The sequence below is a fragment of the Pleomorphomonas carboxyditropha genome (genome assembly GCF_002770725.1).
In the GTDB taxonomy this organism is placed as follows: Bacteria; Pseudomonadota; Alphaproteobacteria; order Rhizobiales; family Pleomorphomonadaceae; genus Pleomorphomonas; species Pleomorphomonas carboxyditropha.
Genome location: NZ_NQVN01000027.1, coordinates 12,344 through 30,147 on the forward strand (window position 1 = coordinate 12,344; position 17,804 = coordinate 30,147).

Here is a 17,804-nt window from a genome sequence, read left to right on the forward strand (position 1 = left end):
GCTCCGCGCGGCGCCGCTTGGCGCCGGAAGCCGCTCACGCGGCTTCGGTGATGGTGCCGCCTGCCCCGTTTGCTTGACAGCCTCCGGAATCGTCCGTACAAAAAATGAAACCGCTTTCACAATAAAAACGGCGGGGGAACATTCGTGCGCTTTTGGAGGGTGATCGAGCCCTACATCGGCTTTCTGCTGCAGGGCTTCGCCCTGACGATCGCCGCTTGCCTGCTGGCCATCGCCGGCGCGGTGCTGCTCGGCGCGCTGACCGCCTCGATGCGCTCGTCGGGCAACAGGCTGGTGCGCGGCGCCGCCAACGCCTATGGCGACGTGTTCCGCAACGTTCCCTTCCTCGTGCAACTGTTCTTCTTTTTCTACGGCCTGCCCGAGCTCGGCATCTACATCGGCGCCTTCGAGACCGGCGTCATCGCCATGTCGATCGCCGGCGGCGCCTTCGTCTCCGACGTGATCCTCTCCGGCATCCTGACCGTCGATGCCGGCGTGATCGATGCCGCCAAGGTGTCGGGCCTCAGCCGGGTCAAGATCTTCACCCGCGTGGTGCTGCCGATCGCGCTGCGCGTCTCGGTGCGGCCGATGGGCTCGGTGCTGATCAACCTGGTGCTGACCTCGTCGATCCTGTCGACCATCACCGTCAACGAGCTGACCGGCGCCGCCAAGATCGTCGCCGCCACCACCTTCAAGCCCTTCGAGGTCTATGCGGTGCTGCTGGTGCTCTACGCCTCGCTGACGACGCTGCTCTCCTTCGCCATCTCGGCGGTGCATCGCCGCCTCAACCGCTTCATGACGGGGGGCTGATGCGCTACGCCGACTTCACGCCCTACGACATCGTGCTTCTGCTGCAAGGCCTCGGCGTCACGCTGGCCCTGTTCATCGGCACGACGCTGATCGGCCTGACGATCGGCCTGCTGCTCGCCGTCGTCCACCACTATCGCGTCCCCGGCTGCCGGCCGGTGATCGTGCTCGTCACCGAGGCGCTGAAGAATTCGCCGGTGCTGGTGCAGCTCTTCCTGGTGTTCTTCGGCATTCCCGCCTTCCTGCACATCCGCATGACGCCGGTCGAGGCGGCGACGCTGACCATCAGCCTCAACACCGCCGCCTTCGCTTTCGTCGTCTTCCGCTCCGGCATCGAATCCGTCGACCGCGACCAGATCGAAGCGGCCGAGGTGTTCGGCCTCGGCCGATCGCAGATCCTGCGCCTGGTCATCGCGCCGCAGGCCGCCGCCTTCTCGGTGGGGCCGCTGGTCGGCATCCTGGTCAACCAGTTGCAGGTGACATCGCTGATCTCGGTGATCGGCGTGTTCGACCTCACCAAGATCGGCAACATCCTGAACCTCAGGACGCTGCAGCCCTTCATCGTCTGGGCGGTGATCGGCCTCATCTATTATCTCGCGGCGAAGACGCTCGCCCATGCCGGCGGCCGCATCGAGGCGGCGCTCCGCAGGTCCGTCAAATGGGGAGGCATCTGATGATCGTCGCCGAAAACGTCGAGAAGCGCTTCGGGGACGCCCTCGTGCTGAAGCGCGTCAACCTGCGGGTCGAGCCGGGCGAGGTGGTGACCATCCTCGGCGCCTCCGGCTCGGGCAAGTCGACACTGATCCGCTGCATCAACGGCCTGGAGGCGCTGACGGGCGGCAGGATCACCGTCGACGGCCACGACGTTTCCACCAAGGCCGGCCTCGTCGCCGCCCGCCGGGCGTCAGCCACCGTCTTCCAACTGTTCAACCTCTACCCGCACATGACGGCGCTTGGGAATATCACGCTGGCGCCGATCGAGGTGCTGAAGCTGCCGAAGGCCGAAGCCGAGGCGCGCGCCCGCGCGCTGCTCGACAAGGTGGGGCTCGGGGCCCAGGCCGATGCCTATCCGCAGCAGCTCTCCGGCGGCCAGCGCCAGCGCGTCGGCATCTGCCGGGCGCTTGCCATGCAGCCGCGCTACCTGCTGCTCGACGAGGTGACCTCCGCTCTCGATCCGGAGATGACCGGCGACGTGCTGCGCATCCTCGCCGAACTGGCCGCCGACGGCACCACCATGGTCTTCGTCACCCACGAGATCGAGTTCGCCCGCCATATTTCGAGCCGCATCGTCTTCCTGGAACAGGGCGAATTGATCGTCGACCTGCCGACGGCGGCGTTCTTCGCCGAGGACGGTGGCCTCGCGGTGCCGCGCATCCGGCAGTTCCTGTCCAAGATGAAGAAGGACTGAGCCTTGATTTTGCTTGCCAACACCGAGGCCGAGCCCGGCTTCTCCCATGCCGTCGACAGCCTTCTCGCCGGGGGCGCCGCCCTCGACGCGCTGGTGACCGGCATCGGCCATGTCGAGGCGGCGCCGAGCGTCCGCTCGGTCGGCTACGGCGGCTGGCCCAACATGGTCGGCGACATGGAATGCGACGGCGCGGTGATGGACGGCACCACGCTTTCTGTCGGCGCCGTCGGCGCCGTGCCGCGCACCCTGCACGTCGCCGCGCTGGCCCGCGAGGTGATGCGCCGCCTGCCGCACGTCATGCTGACCGGCGAGGGCGCCCGCCGTTTCGCAAATGAAATCGGTTTCACCGAGGACGACGTGCTGCACCCCGACAGCAAGCGGGTATGGCGCGAGAAGCTCGACGATCTCCTCGACGACGAGGCGCGCGCCGCCTTCCCCGACGTGCCGCTGATCCCGCTGTCCAACGCCATCACCGATCCCGAGCGGGTGCGCGACACCACCGTCTTCCTCGGCATCGACGCCGGCGGCAATGCCGCCGTCGCCACCTCGACCTCCGGCTGGGCCTGGAAATATCCCGGCCGGCTCGGCGACAGCCCGATCCCCGGCGCCGGCTTCTATGCCGACAGCCGCTACGGCGCCGCCGCCTGCACGCACACCGGCGAGATGACCATGCGCTGCGCCACCTCGCACGCCGTGGTGCAGGGACTGAAATTCGGCCTTTCCCTCGATGCGGCGGTGGAGCGCGCCGCCGAGGACCTCCTCGCCCTCAAGGGTGGCTTCATCGGCGAGGTGGTCATCCATGCGCTCGACAAAAACAACAAGCATCGCGTCGTCACGCTGAGGGGCGGCAAGCCGGTATCCTACTGGTTCTGGGAACCCGGCATGGCCGCGCCCGAGCGGCGGCAATCGGAACAGCTTTGACCACAGGAGACACATCATGCATCGGCTTCTGAAGACAACCCTCGCCGCCGCGGCCGTCTGCCTCGCGCTGGCCAGCACCGCCAGCGCCGGCTCCAAGCTGCAGGAAATCCTCGACGCCGGCGTCATCCGCATCGGCGTGTCGCTGGGCGGCGAGCCGATCGGCTTCCGCGACGACCAGAACAATCCGGTCGGCTACGACGTCGACGTCGCCACCCTCCTGGCCGAAAAGCTCGGCGTGAAGCCCGAGTTCACCGACGTCTCGGGCGACGCCCGCGTCTCCATGCTGGTCTCCAACCAGCTCGACCTCGTGGTCGCCAACACCTCGGCGACGCTCTCCCGCGCCAAGGCGGTCAGCTTCTCGATCCCCTACAACCGCGCCGGCCTCCGCATCATCGTGCAGGCCGATGCCGGCATCACCTCGCTCGAAGGCCTCGCCGGCAAGAAGGTGGTGGTCGGCCGCGGCACCACCGGCGAGACGTTCCTGAAGCGCGCCGTGCCGGACGCCGAGCTGGTCTACACCGACAACTTCTCGCCGGACGGCGTGCTGCTCCTGAAGCAGAAGCGCGTCGACGCCGGCATCGAGGATTCGTCGATGCTCGACTACCTCGCCACCAAGGATCCGTCGCTCACCACCCTGCCCGGCCTCTACTCCAACGACCCGATCGGCATCGCCATCGCCCAGGGCGATCCGGACCTGCAGCGCTGGGTCGACATGTTCGTCTCCGACTACATCCAGTCGGGCGCCTATGAGGCCAATTACAAGAAGTGGTGGGGCGAGAAGGCCAACCCGCCGGCGCTGACCCCACTCTGGTAAGGAGGCGGCGACAGTTCGCCGATTAGCGATCGCGGACCTACCCCGGCGCCGGCATAAGCTGGCGCCGGTTTTTCTTTGGCCCAAAGCATCTCAGCCGGTGCCGCGGGCGATGAAGCGGGTGGGAATGTCGAGCCCGGCGGCCGGGAACTCCTCCGGCGCCCCGAGATAGGCGAGGATGCCGGCGACCAGCGCCGAGCGATCGAAGCCGACGCTGGAAATGTCGTAGGCGGCGAAATTGCCCTTGTCGACGGCGTCGAAGCCATAGAGCAGGTAGTCGGCGGGCGGCCGCCGGCCCGCGCGGGCCAGGCCGTCCATCACCCCCATCGCCATGGAATCCGAGGTGCAGAACACGGCCTCCGGCATCGCCACGGCGATCACCGCCGCCGCCTTGACGCCGGAGCCATAGGAATAGTCGCCGCCCACCTCGGAGAGAAGGCGGACGCCGGCGGCGGCGCAGGCCGACCGATAGGCGGCGATCCGCGCTTCCTCGACCAGCGAGCTCACGCGCCCGGTGACCAGCACGGCGCTGCCGACGCCGCGGCCGCGGGCGTGCCGCACCAGCTCGTCGATGCCGCTCTGCTCGTCGATGCGGATGCGGGCGCTTTCGGCGTCGAAGCGGCCGTTCAGCATCAGCACGTTGTCGCTGTGGAACAGGGCGCGTACCTCGCCGGCGTCGGCGAAGTCGGAGAACACCAGCGCGGCGTGCACGTGGTAGCTCAGCGAATTGCGCAGGAAATCGTCGATGCGCTTGGTGCGGCCGACGCGGATCAGGATCGCCTGCTTGCCGAGCGACTGGATGGCGTCGAGCAGCGGATCGAACAGGTCGAGGTCGGAGAGGTCGCTGAGATAGTTGATGATGACCGCGACGAGGTCGATCGACTTGGTGGCGAGGCCGCGCGCCAGGGGGTTCTGGTGATAACCGAGCTCGGCCGCCGCCTTCAGCACCCGCTCCTTCTTTTCGAGCGACACCGGCCGGCGGCTCGGCGACAGGGCGCGCGACACGATGGCCGGCGCCACGCCGGCCGCGCGCGCCACGTCGGCGATCGTCGGTCGCTTGCCCTCACGAGGCGGCTTTTCGGTCATGGTCGGCAAGGTCCGTTCCGGAAGGGATGCGAGGGCTTATCGCATGATTGGCGGCACGGTGGAAAGCGTCGTTGCGCCCCATATCCGCCGGCCGACCGGCGATCGGTCACGGACCGGACGACTGGGGGTGGTGAACCGATATTTCACTCTTTTCTGGAACCATGCGGTCAAGACAGGAGTAGCAGCGTGAATTCCGACGGTATGTCCCGCCGACCCGACCTGCGCGCAATATCCGATCAGTTCGAGGCCGCCCGCTCGCGGATCGAGGACCGCTTCGTCGAGGGCGGCAAGGCGCTGATGGCCGCCCACGACATCGTCGCGCGCCTTCTCGCGGCGATCGACGGCATCACCGGCGCGCTCGACGACCACGCCTGCGACGAGGCCGCCGCCCGGCTGACCGCCACGCTGCAAGGCCTCACCGATCTCATGGAAAGCCAGGCCGCCGCCGGGCAGCGCCTCGCGTCGATCCTCGCCGACGGCGAAGCGATCACCCCGCGCACCCGCGACATGCAGCGCTCGCTGCGCTATCTCACCACCTGCGCCATGGAAACCCGCATCGCCGGCGCCGGCGTTGCCGAATTCGCCCAGTTCGCCGACGACGTCGACAAATACGTGGGATCGGCGATCGGCCAGATCGACGTTTTCGCCGCGAAGGTCGGCGAACTGAGCGCCCAGCTCGCCGCGGCCTGCGCCGGCGGCAAAGGCACCGGCCTCGAGGCGCAGGTGTCGGCCGTTTCATCCACCTTGACGGACGCGCTCGACGCGGTGGTCAGCCGCCGTGCCAGCCTCAGGCGGCTCGCCGCCGGCACAGCCGACGTCGCCAGATCGGTGCAGGACAAGGTCGGCAAAGTGCTGTCGGCGCTGCAAATCGGCGATGTCGCCCGGCAGCGGATCGAGCATGTGCAGGCCGGCATCGCCATCCTGCTCGACGAGCTCGCCCGCTGCGATTCGGAACGGCGGGCAGAGGCGCTCACCCGGGCCGCCGTCCGGCTGCTGGCCGCCCAGACCTCGGCGCTGATCAAGGACTTCACCGAACAGACGCACGTGGTCGTCGCCTCCATCGAGGGACTGGCCGGCGAGGCGGAGCGCGTGCTGGCGCTGAACGGCAAGGCGGGCCGCGGCGGCGGCGAAACCATGCAGGCGATCGAGGAGGGCGTCAGCCTCGCGCGCAGCGTGGTCGGCGACATCGAACGATCGGGCGCGCTCGCGGCGGCCGCCTATGCCGCCACCAGCCAGGTCGCCAGCGAACTGCTCAGCAACATGGGCAACATCGGCAACATCCGCAGCGTTCGCGACGACATCCGTTGCCTTGCCATCAACGCCTACCTCCGCAGCAACCGCCTGGGAGCGAAGGGCCGCGCCGTCGGCGTGGTGGCGGCCGAGATGAACACCTATGCGGCAAGGCTCGGCGTCGCCGCCGAGGACATTCTGCAACGCCTGTCGGCGATGCGGGAGACGGCGGCCGGCATCGATGCCGAGGATGGAGAGCGCCGGGTCGACATCGTCGGCGAGATCGACGGCGCCGTCGCCACCCTGCGCGAGGCCAGCCAGCGCACCAACCATCACCTCGGAGAGGCGGCGGAAAGCGGCAATGCCATTGCCGAACGCATCGGCCACATCGCCCGCGACATCGACTTCGCCAAGGACCTCGGCGAGCATCTGGAGACCTGCCGCCGGCTGTTCGGCAGCGACGACCATCCCGGCCCGGCGGAGGACGCCGGGGCGCACGCCGGCTTCGCCGAGCGGCTGCTCGCCGTCTACACCATGGCGGCGGAGCGCGATATTCACCGGGCGATCCTCGGGGCCGGCAACGCGCCGGCGCCGGCCGCGCCGGCGAACGACGACCTGTTCGACGACGTGCTGTTCTGAGCCTGCCGCCGGTCGGCTTGCCGTGGATTGGTCGAAGCGCGGACATGACGGGCGGCGCGCGCCCTCCTATAATCCCTCCGAGGAAGACGCGGCCCGAGGCGGACCGCTGCAGATTTTTGTGTGCGCATCGGACCGAAAGCCGGATTCCACTTTTCGGTCCGATGCTTCAGCGACCGGAGAGGAAAATGAAAAAGCGCCCGCTCGGCAAAACCGGCTTCGATATCGCGCCGCTGGTATTCGGCGGCAACGTCTTCGGCTGGACCATCGACGAGAAGGCCAGCTTCGACGTGCTGGACGCCTTCGTCGACCACGGCTTCGATGCCATCGACACCGCCGACGCCTATTCCCGCTGGAAGCCCGGCAATCAGGGCGGCGAATCCGAGACGATCATCGGCCGCTGGCTGAAGGCGCGGCCGGGCGTCCGCGACAAGCTGAAGATCTTCACCAAGGTCGGCTCCGACCTCGGCCGGCCCGGCGAGAAGGGCCTCGCCGAGACATGGATCCTGCAGGCGATCGACCGGTCGCTTGCCCGGCTCGGCATCGATCAGGTCGACCTTTACTTCTCCCACTGGCCGGACGACACCCCCTACGAGGAAACGCTCGGCGCCTACGACAAGCTGATCAAGGCGGGCAAGGTGCGGGCCATCGGCGTTTCCAACGTCAACGCCGAGCAGCTCGGGGCGGCGCTCGCCGTGTCGCGAGAGCGGCACCTGCCGGCCTATCAGGTGCTTCAGCCCAACTACAGCCTCGCCGAGCGGAGCCAGTTCGACGGCGCGCTGCGCGACCTGTGCATGCACGAGGACATCGGCGTCGTTTCCTACTACAGCCTCGCCTCGGGCTTCCTCTCCGGCAAGTATCGGTCCGCCGCCGACCTCGAGGGCAGCAGCCGGGCGGGCGGCGTCGAGAAATACATGAACGAGCGCGGCTTCAGGATTCTCGCGGCGCTCGACCAGGTGGCCGAAACCCACCACGCCAAGCCGGCCGAGGTGGCGCTCGCCTGGCTGATGGCGCGGCCGGGCATCACGGCGCCGATCGCCAGTGCCACCAAGGTGCCGCACGTCGAGAGCTTCGCCCGCGCGGCGACGCTGCACATGACGCCGGCCGAGATCGAGCTGCTGGACAAGGCGAGCGCCTGAGCCGCCGTTGCATGAGGGAATGCCGCGACGCCCCGGCCGGGCGGCGCGGCATTTTTTCCGCCGGTCTCACGCTCCGAAATGCGCTTCCCGCATCAGCGCGGTGCCGCGGCTGGTGCCGATGCGGCTCGCCCCGGCCCCGACCATCGCCATGGCCTCGGCAAACGAGCGGATGCCGCCGGATGCCTTGACGCCGATGTCCGGCCGCACCGTGCGGCGGATCAGGGCCACCGCTTCGACGGTGGCGCCCTTCTGGGTGAAGCCGGTGGAGGTCTTCACGAAATCGGCGCCCGCCGCCTCGGCGGCGAGCGAGGCGGCGACGATTTCCGCGTCGGTCAGGAGAGCCGTCTCGAGGATCACCTTGAGCAGCGCCGTCCCGCAAGCGGCCTTGAGCGCGGCGACCTCCTCGCCGACCGGGCCGGCGCCGACGCTCTTCAGCGTGCCGATGGAGATCACCATGTCCACCTCGGCGGCGCCCTCGGCGACCACCCATTCCACCTCGCGGCGCTTGACGTCGGTGGACGTCGCGCCGAGCGGGAAACCCACCACCGAGCACGCCTTCACCGGCGAACCGCCGAGGGCCGCCGCGACGCGCGGGATATTGAGCGGATTGACGCAGACGGAGGCGAAGCTCCACTGCAACGCCTCGGCGCAGAACTGCTCGACGTCGGCCTCGGTGGCATCCGGGCGCAGGATCGTATGGTCGATGATGGCGGCGAGCGCCGCCGACGAGGTGATGGACATCGTGCCTCCCATCGTTGCGCCAGAGCATCGGACCGGAAAGCGGATCCGCCTTGCGGCGAAATCCACGCGACCATTCCCGCGTTTGGTAGCACGCTTTCGGCCTCCGTCCCAGACGGGTCCGGACGGCATCGCCGCGGCCGGTGCTCAGGCGGCGGCGCCGGCGTTGGCCCGGATGTAGTCGAGGCACGGTCCGCTGCCGAGCGGCCGGGAAAAAAGATAGCCCTGGAAGCGGCCGCAGCCGAGATCGATGAACCGCGGCAATTGCTCGGGTTGCTCGATCCCCTCCACCACCGCCCTGAGACCGAGGGTGCGGCTGAGCGCGACGATCGACCGGATCACGTGCTCGTTGAGGTCGCCCTGGCTGGTGAAGGTGAGGGAGCGGTCGATCTTCAGCGTGTCGAGCGGCAGCTCGCGCAGGTAGTGCAGCGAGGTGTGGCCCATGCCGAAATCGTCGAGCGCGATGCGGACGCCGGCGTTGCGCAGCCGCAGCAGGGCGCCGAGAGCCTGGACGGCCGGCGCAAGCGACGTCGATTCGGTGATCTCGAGTTCGAGAAGGCTGGGCTTGAGCCCTTCCTCGGCGAGAATCCGGAAGATCGTCCGGTCGAAGTCGGCCGCCTGCAACTGGCGTGGCGACACGTTGACCGAGACGATGAGGTCCGAGGGTACGGCGTCGCCCCAGGCGGCGCGCTGCCGGCAGGCCATGCGCAGCACCCGCTCGCCCAGCCGGTCGACGACGCCCATGTCCTCGGCCAGCGCCACCGTCACCGACGGCGGAATGGGGCCGTAGATCTCGTGATCCCAGCGCAGCAGCGCCTCGACGCCGAACACCCGCTGCTCGTCGACGCAGACCTGCGGCTGATATTGAAGATAGATCTGGTCCGCCGCTCCGAGCGCCTCGCCGAGGTCGCTGGCCAGCGCGCCGGCGAAGCGCCCGGCCGGGCCGGGCAGGCCGATCAGCCGATAGCCCTGCACCGCCTCATCGGCCTCCGAGGCGTCGAGCAGCGTCTTCATCGCCTCGGCATTGGCGGCGCGTCGCAGCCGGGCGGCGATGCGCACGAAGGGCAGGTAGATGAGGGTGCCGGTCGCCAGCGCCATGAGCTGCACCACGGTCCCGGCCGACGAGCCGGTGGCCAGATAGCCGCTGACGAGGGGCGGCATGGTCCAGGGAACCGCCTGGCCGGCGACGGGCACGAAGCCGACGATCGTCGCGAAATAGCCGAGCAGCGACAGGACGACGGGGGTGAGGATGAAGGGAACGGCGTAGATCGGGTTGAGGATCAGCGGCAGGCCGAACACCAGGGGCTCGTTGACGTTGATCAGCGCCGGCAGCAGCGACAGCCAGGCGAGGCGGCGGGCCGACGGTTCGCGATCGGCGAACAGCAGGGCGACGATCAGGCAGAGGGTCGAACCGGAGCCGCCGAGGCCGGCGTAGACCGAAAAGAAGTTCCAGGTGACGACGCCGGCCGGCCCGCCCGCGTGGCCACCGGCCGACGCGACGATCCGTTCCAGCACCGGCCCCATCATGTTGGCCCCGTGCCCGCCGAGGAACCAGATCACCTGGCTCATCAGCGAGTAGCCGGCAACGAGCGGCGCCGATGGTTCGGCGTTGGCGAAGGGGGCCGACAGGGCGGCCGACAGGGCGGTCGTCAGGTCGGCGCCGCCGAGCCCGACCTGCGCCTGCCGGATCAGCGCGAAGACGGCGACCGTGGCGGCGGCGGCCGGCAATATGGAGAGCAGGTCGCCGACCAGCGGATCGGCGCCGAATCCGCGCAGCCGGAGGCGGAACCGCGGGCGCCGGGCGAGAAACAGAAACAGGCCGCTCGCGCCGGCCGCGACAACCAGCGCCGCCGGCAAGCCGCGTGCCGACGACAGCGCCTCCTTCCAGCCGTCCAGCGTGTCGGGAGCCACCACGATGAAGAAGCACGACAGCGCCACCACGGCGGCGCTTACCGGGTTGACCGGGTGGGGATCGGCACGCCTGCCCGTCTCGGCGGCCAGCGAATAGGAGAAGCCGATCACCGCCACCAGCGCCACAAGGCCGAAGGTGGCGCCGACGATGGCGCCGCAGACGGCGCGTACCACCTCGATCAGTTCGGCCGGGAACGCGACGGCGAAGGGAAACGAGGCCAAGGCGTCGATGAAGTGGGCGAAGGCGCCGACCAGCACCAACGGCAGCGACAGCAGCAGGGCGCGCCGCAGGGCGGTCATCGGCGGCCAGGCGGCAAAGCGCCCCATCATCTCGATGACCGGCAAGGATTGACGGCCGGGCGACCGAGTATTGTCAGGTCCGGGGACGGCCGACGCCGATGCCGCGCCCGGTTGTGTCTCCGCTGATCGGACTTGTTTCTCGCCTGCGATCGGCTCAACTGCCATGACTATCGCCCGCCCTGTCACGCTGCTGCTGTCATTCTCCCCCGACAGCTTTCCGGGGTCGCATCCTTGACCAAAAACGTTGCCGAAATACTGAATGGGTAGTCGAAGGCCGTTATTGTTCAACGAAAACGAGCATTCCGGCGATGTTGGCCGGGCCGCATCCGAGGCTGAAACGCTTCACGGAAGGAAAACCGTCATTTTCCGGAGAATTCCGCCTTTCGGGCGCCCGCCGCACGGCGCGCGGCGATATCCGCCGTTCATCTCATTGGCGCAAAACGATGTTCCACCGGTGGGCGCAAGCCGCGCGGCGACAATCTGCATAACGAGGCTTTCGGCGAGATCTTGAAGTTAAGGTTATTGATAGGTTGCCGGCGTAGCCTTGAAATCGACTGTGGCGCTCGCAACGGTGCCATATTATTAACGTATGGTTGACTGAAGAAGCTATACGGGCCGGCTTTTCATTATTCGGCCCGGTCGATCGGTCGGATACGGCGGATTCAGGATGCCGATGCCGGCGATCGGGATGCCCCGGTGTCGGGCAAGGTGGAGACGCGACATGTCCGGCGGAGCAGATCTGTTCAGAGTGCTGAGCCACGCGGAAAACGTCGAGGCGCTCGTCGCCGATACCCGGCCGTCCCTGGTGGTCGACCGGACCGGCGGCCGGCTGCTGTGGGCCAACGCCGCCGGCGCGGCCTTCTTCGGCGTTGCAACGGTGGACAAGCTGACGGCGCTGCGTTTCTCGGCCGCCTCGCCCTTCGCCCGCCGTATCGCCGCGCTGGACGACACGCTGGTCAGCGGCCTGGACCGGATCGAACGGCTGCCGCTGCAGCGCGGCATGCTGCCGCGCCCGACGGTGTGCAAGGCAAGCCGGGTGGTGGCGGATGGCGTCAAGGCGATCCTGCTGACCATCGTCGACGGGACGGGCTCGCTTGCCGGCGATCCGGCCGCCGCCTTCGCGGCCCTGGCCGCGACCGCCCTGCCCGAAGCCGCGCCCGCCGAGGATAGCGAAGCGGTCAGCGAAGACGTCGCGCCCGATGGCGCCAAGGGCGCCGACGAGACCGGACCGGCCGCCGCTGTCCCCGAGGAAATCGCAGCCGAATCCGTCACTGAAAATGATGGGACCGATGCCGAGGTGCCGGAGACGGCCGAGGTCGTCGACACGGCCTTGGAGGAAACGGTCTCCGATATCGTCGAAACCACCGGCGGGGAAGCTTCCGCCGAACCGGCCGCGACGGGCCAGGCGGACGCCGAAGACGTGACGTTCGAGGATGCCGAAGTTTCTGCCGAGGAAGCTCCGTCCGAGCCGCTAGAAGATGTCGAGGCTGCCGCTGAGCAAGCATTGCCCGAGACGATCGACGCCACCACGACCCTGGTTGAGGACGCCTTGCCCGAGCCGGTCGCGGACGCTGAAGACGTTGCCTCCGAGGATGCCGAAGTTGCTAGCGAAGAAGCTTCGCCCGAGCCGGAAGAAGATGTCGAGGCAATCGCTGAAGACGTGCGGCCGGAGACCGTAGAGGCCGCCGTGGCCCCGGTCGAGGACGCTTCGTCCGGGCCGGCAGACGACATCGAAGCAAGCGCCGGGGATACGCCATCCGAACCGGCCGAGGCGCCGCAGGCGGCCGCAGCGCCGGCGTTCGTCTTCCCGGCGCATGGCCGGGCGGTGCGCTTCGTGTTCGAGCTGGATCCGCAGCTCGTCTTCACGTTCGTTTCCGCCGATCTCGCCGAGACCGTCGGCCCCGGCATGGCCGATGTTGCCGGCCGCACCTGGACGGAGGTCGCCGGCCGTCTCGAATTCGATCCGGCGGGGCGGATCGCCGAAGCGCTCGGCCGCCGCGACACCTTTACCGGCCTCACCGTCGACTGGCCGGTGGAGGGGGAAAGCCTGCGCGTGCCGGCCGATCTGGCGGGCATGCCGGTATTCGGCCGCGAGCGGTCGTTCCGGGGCTATCGCGGCTTCGGCGTGCTGAAGACGGGCGCCGCCTTCGAAGCGCCGGTGCCGGCCGAGCCGATCGTCCTCTCCGAGCCGGAGGTATCGATCCCGCTGCCGGCCATCGGGGAGCGCGAACCGGAAGACGTCGTCGACGAACCGGCCGAGCCGGCACCAGCCGCGGAGATAGAGGCGATCGACGCCGGACAGGCGCCCGTCGCAGCGCCCGACAGCATCGACGAGCCGCCGACGGCGGACGAAGCCGTGCCGGAGGAGCCGGTCGCGGCGGTAACGGAAGCAGCCGCGACGGAAGCGGACGACGAACAGCCGGACGCCGTCGTCGAGACGCCGGAAGAGCTCGGTCCTTCCGAACCGGCCGATGTCGCCGAAGACGCCGCTCCGGACATATCCGAGACCGGGGAGCCGGATCCATCGGCGGAGACGGCGTCCGAACATATCGACTCGCTCGACGAAGTCCTTCCCGAAGACGCGGACATCGAGGTGGCGGACGAACCGGCCGGAGTTGTCCCGGAAGACGCTCCTTCCGAGCCGATCGTTGCCGCCGAAGAGCCCGTAGCGGAAGAGACGGAGCCCGTGGCGGACGAACCGGCCGAGACCGCTTCCGAGGAGGATCTCCCCGCGCCCGTCGACAGCGCCGAAGACGAGCCCGTGGTTGCCGGCGAGGAACCGGTCGAGGCGGACGAATTGTCCGAACCGCTGCCGCTGGTGACGCCGCCGCCGACGGACGACGCGGCGGACGCCGCCGATGCCGAGCCGCCCGCTCCGTCGGTCACCGAGGTGGTGTCCTCGGCGGCGCCGGCTCACCGCACGACCTTTGCCAGCCTGACCGGCGACAAGGCGCGGGCGCTGTCCAAGCCCGAGCGCGACGCCTTCGACAAGATCGCCGAGGCGCTGGCCGACGCCTTCGGCCCGCGCATCCTCGCCGAGCCGGTGGACCGGACCGCCCTTCCCCCGCTGCCCGTCGTCGGCCGCAAGGCGGAGGCGCCGGCGGACATCGGTCCGTCCATCGACATTGCCCTGCTCGACAAGCTGCCGGTGGCGCTCGCCATCCTGCGGGGTGGCGACATCATCCACGCCAACCGGGCCTTCCTGGATCTCTGCGGATATCCGGATGTCGCCGCGATCGATGCCGACGGCGGCTTCGCCCAGGTGTTCGAGGGCGCGGCCCTCAACCGCGACGCGGCCATTCCCGCCATCCGGCGGCGCGACGGCGTCGAAATCCCGGTGTCGGCGCGGTTGCACTCGATGCCGATGGAGGGCGGAATCGCCTCGTTGCTGGTGGTGCAGGAAACCGCTGCCGCCACCAGCCGCGACCGCCTCGCCACTGCCGAGCAGCGGGCGGAGGACATGGAGGCCATCCTCGACACCGCCACCGACGGCGTGCTGGTGCTCGACCAGAAGGGACTGGTCATCGGCGCCAACAAATCGGCCGAGGCGCTGTTCGGCAACGAGCGGTCGCACATGATCGGCATGGCCTTCGTCGACCTGCTGGCGCCGGAAAGCCACCGCTCGGCGCTGGACTACCTCGACGGCCTTAGCCGCAATGCTCTCTCCAGCGTGCTCAACGACGGGCGCGAGGTGATCGGCCGCGTCGCCGGCGGCGGCCTGGTGCCGCTGTTCATGACCGTCGGCCGCGTGTCGGCGACCAAGTTCTGCGCCGTGCTGCGCGACATCACCCAGTGGAAGCGGGCGGAGGAGGAGCTGACGTCCGCCAAGAAGGCGGCGGAGAACGCCTCGTCGCAGAAGTCCGACTTCCTGGCCAAGATGAGCCACGAGATCCGTACGCCGCTCAACGCCATCATCGGCTTCTCCGAGGTGATGATGGAGGAGCGGTTCGGCCCGGTGGGCAACGACCGCTACAAGGAATACCTGCGCGACATCCACGTGTCGGGCACCCACATCATGAGCCTGGTCAACGACCTGCTCGACCTGTCGAAAATCGAGGCCGGCAAGCTGGAGCTGACCTTCGAGGCGGTCGGCCTCAACGACGTGGTGCGGGAATGCGCGGCGCTGATGCAGCCGCAGGCCAACCGCGAGCGGATCATCATCCGCACGTCGCTGTCGTCGAGCCTGCCGCCGGTGGTGGCCGACAACCGCAGCCTGCGGCAGATCATCCTCAACCTTTTGTCCAACGCCGTGAAATTCAACTCGGCCGGCGGGCAGGTGATCGTCTCGACGCTCTACGAGGAATCCGGCGAGGTGGTGCTCAGGGTGCGCGATACCGGCCAGGGCATGAGCGAGGGCGACATCGTCAAGGCGATGGAGCCGTTCCGCCAGTTGTCGACGTCGCGGACCGGCGGCGGCACCGGCCTCGGCCTGCCGCTCACCAAGGCGCTGGTCGAAGCCAACCGCGCCTCCTTCCAGATCGATTCGACCCCCGGCCAGGGAACGATGATCCAGATCACCTTCCCCTCGACGCGCGTCCTCGCCGAATAGCGGCAACGCGGGACTCGTAAAATGCGGCGCCCGGCGGACAGTTCCGCCGGGCGTTCAGCTTTGGCTGCGCGGCCATCCGGGACGGGCGGCAGGCGCGGTGCCAGCCCTGCATTCGCCGCCCGACAGGTCTGCACCGACGATGCCGGATTTATGCGTGCTTGAAAATGAAGTTGATAATGATTATCAACATTAGCGCGCTGGCGAGAATGTCCGTCATTCTTGCCTGGGCGGAATGCGGAGAGCTGCGTGCGCCGCCGGTGGCGCCCCCGGAGTTCATCGATGATCGTTTGTCACTGTAACGTCCTGACCGTCGAAGACATCCAGGGGGCCGTCGACGAATTGCTGACCGAGATGCCGCTGCGCGTCATCACGCCCGGCCTCGTCTACCGCCGGCTCGGCACGCGCGGCCGCTGCTGCGGCTGCTTTCCGCTCGCCATCGACGTCATCAATGCGCATATCGAAAAGCGGCTCGCCACCGACGACCTCGCCGAACGCCGGCAGCAGATCGTCGAGCAGCAGCGGGCCTATCGCGCCAACATGCCGCAACGCCGCCGCATGGCCGCCGACGCCTGAGCATCGGCGGCGCAATCGGCCGGCTCGACAAATCGTCTCCGTTCGCCGTGCGTCCTGCCGGGCGCAAAGCGACGATCCAGTCTTTTGTCATCGCATCGGATGTTCCGAAAGCCGGATCCGGCTTTTCGGTCCGATGCTCCAACCGGAAACACCGGCGTCAGTCGACCTTGTCGGTGCTGTCGGCGTTGAGCTGGATGAAGGCGGCTTCGCCGATCTTGTCGTAGAGGGCGATCTGCGACTCCAGGAAGTTGATATGGCCTTCCTCGTCCTTCAAGAGATCGGTGAACAGCTCCATCGACACATAGTCGCCTTCCTCGGCGCAGAGCAGGCGCGAGGCACGGTAGGAGGTGCGCGCGTCGATCTCGCCGGCGAGGTCGGCCTCGAGAATCTCGCGCACCGTCTGGCCGATGCGCAGCGGCGGAATGGTCTGGAGGTTGGGGTGACCTTCGAGGAAGATGATGCGGTCGATCAGCCGGTCGGCGTGATGCATTTCCTCGATCGATTCCTCGCGCTCCTTCTTGGCGAACTTGGTGACGCCCTTGTCCTCGAGGAGACGGTAATGAAGCCAATATTGATTGACGGCGCCCAGCTCGAGGAACAGCGCCTCGTTGAGCCGTTCAATGACCTTCTCGTTCCCACGCATGAAAGCCTCCTTGGTTAGAATTCTTCTAACTTACGATAAGTCGGAAGAAATGCAAGCTGTCTTCGCGTGGGTGTCCCCCGTCCGGCTCACCCGGAAATCAATCTAGAAGCAATCGGCTAGCGGTGGCAATCGACCTTGCGCCGCAAATCACCCGGAAATTCCGGCTTGCCGGCGCGTGCCGCCGGCGGAGGCCGGCCCTTGGAAAAAAAATCTTCGGCGGCCGGCTCAGCCGCCGAGAAACACCGCCCGCTCGGCCCTCTCTTTTTCCACCTGCGAGCGGTGCGACAGGACCGACGCCACGATGACGCCGACGGCGATCACCGAGATCAGGATGGTGGAGATGGCGTTGATTTCCGGCGTCACGCCGAGGCGGACCATCGAGTAGATCTTGATCGGCAGCGTCGTGGCGCCGGGGCCGGTATTGAAGGAGGCGATGACGAGATCGTCGAGCGACAGCGTGAAGGCTAGCATCCAGCCGGCGACGACGCCGGGCAGGATCAGCGGCAGGGTGATCAGGAAGAAGGTCTTCACCGGCGGGCAGCCGAGATCGAGGGCCGCCTCCTCCAGGCTGCGGTCGAGCGTGACGAGGCGCGACTGGACCACCACGGCGACGAAGCACATGGTGAGCGTGGTGTGGGCGATCACCACCGCCCAGAAGCCGCGGTCGAAGCCGATGGCGACGAACAGCAGCAGCAGCGACAGGCCGGTGATCACCTCCGGCATGACCAGCGGCGCGTAGACCATGCCCGAGAACAGGGCACGGCCATGGAACTTCAAGTAGCGGTCGAGCACCAGGGCCGCCATGGTGCCGAGCACGGTGGCAAACGAGGCCGACAGGATGCCGACGCGGACGGTCACCCAGGCGGCGTCGATGATCGCCTGGTCGTGCATCAGCTCGACATACCAGCGCGCCGACAGGCCGCCCCAGACGGTGACCAGCTTCGAGGCGTTGAAGGAATAGACCACCAGGATGAGGATCGGCACGTAGAGGAAGGCGAAGCCGAACACCAGCGAGGTGACGTTGAACCAGCTCGTCGTCTTGTTCATGGCGCGCC

General features: G+C 68.1%; 14 protein-coding genes. 9 read left to right on the forward strand and 5 right to left on the reverse strand.

All coding sequences use genetic code 11. From position 1 onward, the window contains the following. The first annotated feature begins 144 nt into the window (after nucleotides 1–144). Genes CJ014_RS23975 through CJ014_RS23995 form a run of 5 tightly spaced genes read left to right on the forward strand, consistent with a single transcriptional unit; the run spans nucleotide 145 to nucleotide 3,947 of the window. Nucleotides 145–807: an amino acid ABC transporter permease gene (locus tag CJ014_RS23975; protein ID WP_100083031.1), complete on the forward strand. Its 663-nt coding sequence runs from the start codon at nucleotides 145–147 to the stop codon at nucleotides 805–807. Next, complete coding sequence (locus CJ014_RS23980; RefSeq protein WP_100083032.1) at nucleotides 807–1,478, forward strand: amino acid ABC transporter permease; 672 nt, start codon at nucleotides 807–809, stop codon at nucleotides 1,476–1,478. Before CJ014_RS23975 ends, CJ014_RS23980 begins: the two co-directional genes overlap by 1 nt. Next, the gene (locus tag CJ014_RS23985; RefSeq protein WP_100083033.1) at nucleotides 1,478–2,212 is read left to right on the forward strand and encodes an amino acid ABC transporter ATP-binding protein; all 735 of its coding nucleotides are present in this window, start codon (nucleotides 1,478–1,480) and stop codon (nucleotides 2,210–2,212) included. Before CJ014_RS23980 ends, CJ014_RS23985 begins: the two co-directional genes overlap by 1 nt. Before the next feature lie 3 nt (nucleotides 2,213–2,215). Continuing rightward, nucleotides 2,216–3,133 carry a glycosylasparaginase gene (locus tag CJ014_RS23990; RefSeq protein ID WP_100083034.1) on the forward strand — a complete coding sequence of 306 codons (918 nt, stop codon included), beginning with the start codon at nucleotides 2,216–2,218 and terminating at the stop codon, nucleotides 3,131–3,133. A gap of 16 nt (nucleotides 3,134–3,149) precedes the next feature. Further along, on the forward strand, nucleotides 3,150–3,947 hold the full coding sequence (locus CJ014_RS23995) for a transporter substrate-binding domain-containing protein (RefSeq protein WP_100083035.1): 798 nt from the start codon (nucleotides 3,150–3,152) through the stop codon (nucleotides 3,945–3,947). Nucleotides 3,948–4,037: 90 nt separating this feature from the next. Here the strand turns inward: CJ014_RS23995 and CJ014_RS24000 are convergent, their stop codons facing one another. Next, complete coding sequence (locus CJ014_RS24000) at nucleotides 4,038–5,030, reverse strand: LacI family DNA-binding transcriptional regulator (protein WP_100083067.1); 993 nt, start codon at nucleotides 5,028–5,030, stop codon at nucleotides 4,038–4,040. Between the two features lie 186 nt (nucleotides 5,031–5,216). Here CJ014_RS24000 and CJ014_RS24005 point away from each other — a divergent pair, with 186 nt between their 5' ends. Both CJ014_RS24005 and CJ014_RS24010 read left to right on the forward strand, forming a co-directional pair. Continuing rightward, nucleotides 5,217–6,899 (forward strand): methyl-accepting chemotaxis domain-containing protein, encoded by a 1,683-nt coding sequence (locus tag CJ014_RS24005; protein ID WP_133121929.1) that lies wholly within the window; start codon nucleotides 5,217–5,219, stop codon nucleotides 6,897–6,899. 185 nt (nucleotides 6,900–7,084) lie between these two features. Then, on the forward strand, nucleotides 7,085–8,035 hold the full coding sequence (locus tag CJ014_RS24010) for an aldo/keto reductase (protein WP_100083037.1): 951 nt from the start codon (nucleotides 7,085–7,087) through the stop codon (nucleotides 8,033–8,035). A 66-nt stretch (nucleotides 8,036–8,101) separates the two neighbouring features. On the opposite strand, the gene deoC is transcribed toward CJ014_RS24010, so the two are convergent. Then, nucleotides 8,102–8,776 (reverse strand): deoxyribose-phosphate aldolase, encoded by a 675-nt coding sequence (deoC, locus tag CJ014_RS24015; protein ID WP_100083038.1) that lies wholly within the window; start codon nucleotides 8,774–8,776, stop codon nucleotides 8,102–8,104. Nucleotides 8,777–8,920: 144 nt separating this feature from the next. Continuing rightward, nucleotides 8,921–11,029, reverse strand: a complete 2,109-nt coding sequence (locus CJ014_RS24020; RefSeq protein ID WP_165790971.1) for an EAL domain-containing protein — start codon at nucleotides 11,027–11,029, stop codon at nucleotides 8,921–8,923. Between the two features lie 676 nt (nucleotides 11,030–11,705). Between CJ014_RS24020 and CJ014_RS24025 the strand changes: the two genes are divergently transcribed. After that, complete coding sequence (locus CJ014_RS24025; RefSeq protein ID WP_100083040.1) at nucleotides 11,706–15,533, forward strand: PAS domain-containing sensor histidine kinase; 3,828 nt, start codon at nucleotides 11,706–11,708, stop codon at nucleotides 15,531–15,533. A gap of 279 nt (nucleotides 15,534–15,812) precedes the next feature. Further along, nucleotides 15,813–16,106: a (2Fe-2S)-binding protein gene (locus CJ014_RS24030; protein ID WP_100083041.1), complete on the forward strand. Its 294-nt coding sequence runs from the start codon at nucleotides 15,813–15,815 to the stop codon at nucleotides 16,104–16,106. A gap of 157 nt (nucleotides 16,107–16,263) precedes the next feature. Here CJ014_RS24030 and bfr read toward each other — a convergent pair whose 3' ends face one another. Together bfr and CJ014_RS24040 are read right to left on the reverse strand one after the other, a co-directional pair. Continuing rightward, complete coding sequence (gene bfr, locus CJ014_RS24035; RefSeq protein WP_100083042.1) at nucleotides 16,264–16,749, reverse strand: bacterioferritin; 486 nt, start codon at nucleotides 16,747–16,749, stop codon at nucleotides 16,264–16,266. Nucleotides 16,750–16,974: 225 nt separating this feature from the next. Further along, nucleotides 16,975–17,796 (reverse strand): ABC transporter permease, encoded by an 822-nt coding sequence (locus CJ014_RS24040; protein WP_100083043.1) that lies wholly within the window; start codon nucleotides 17,794–17,796, stop codon nucleotides 16,975–16,977. Nucleotides 17,797–17,804: the final 8 nt, after the last annotated feature.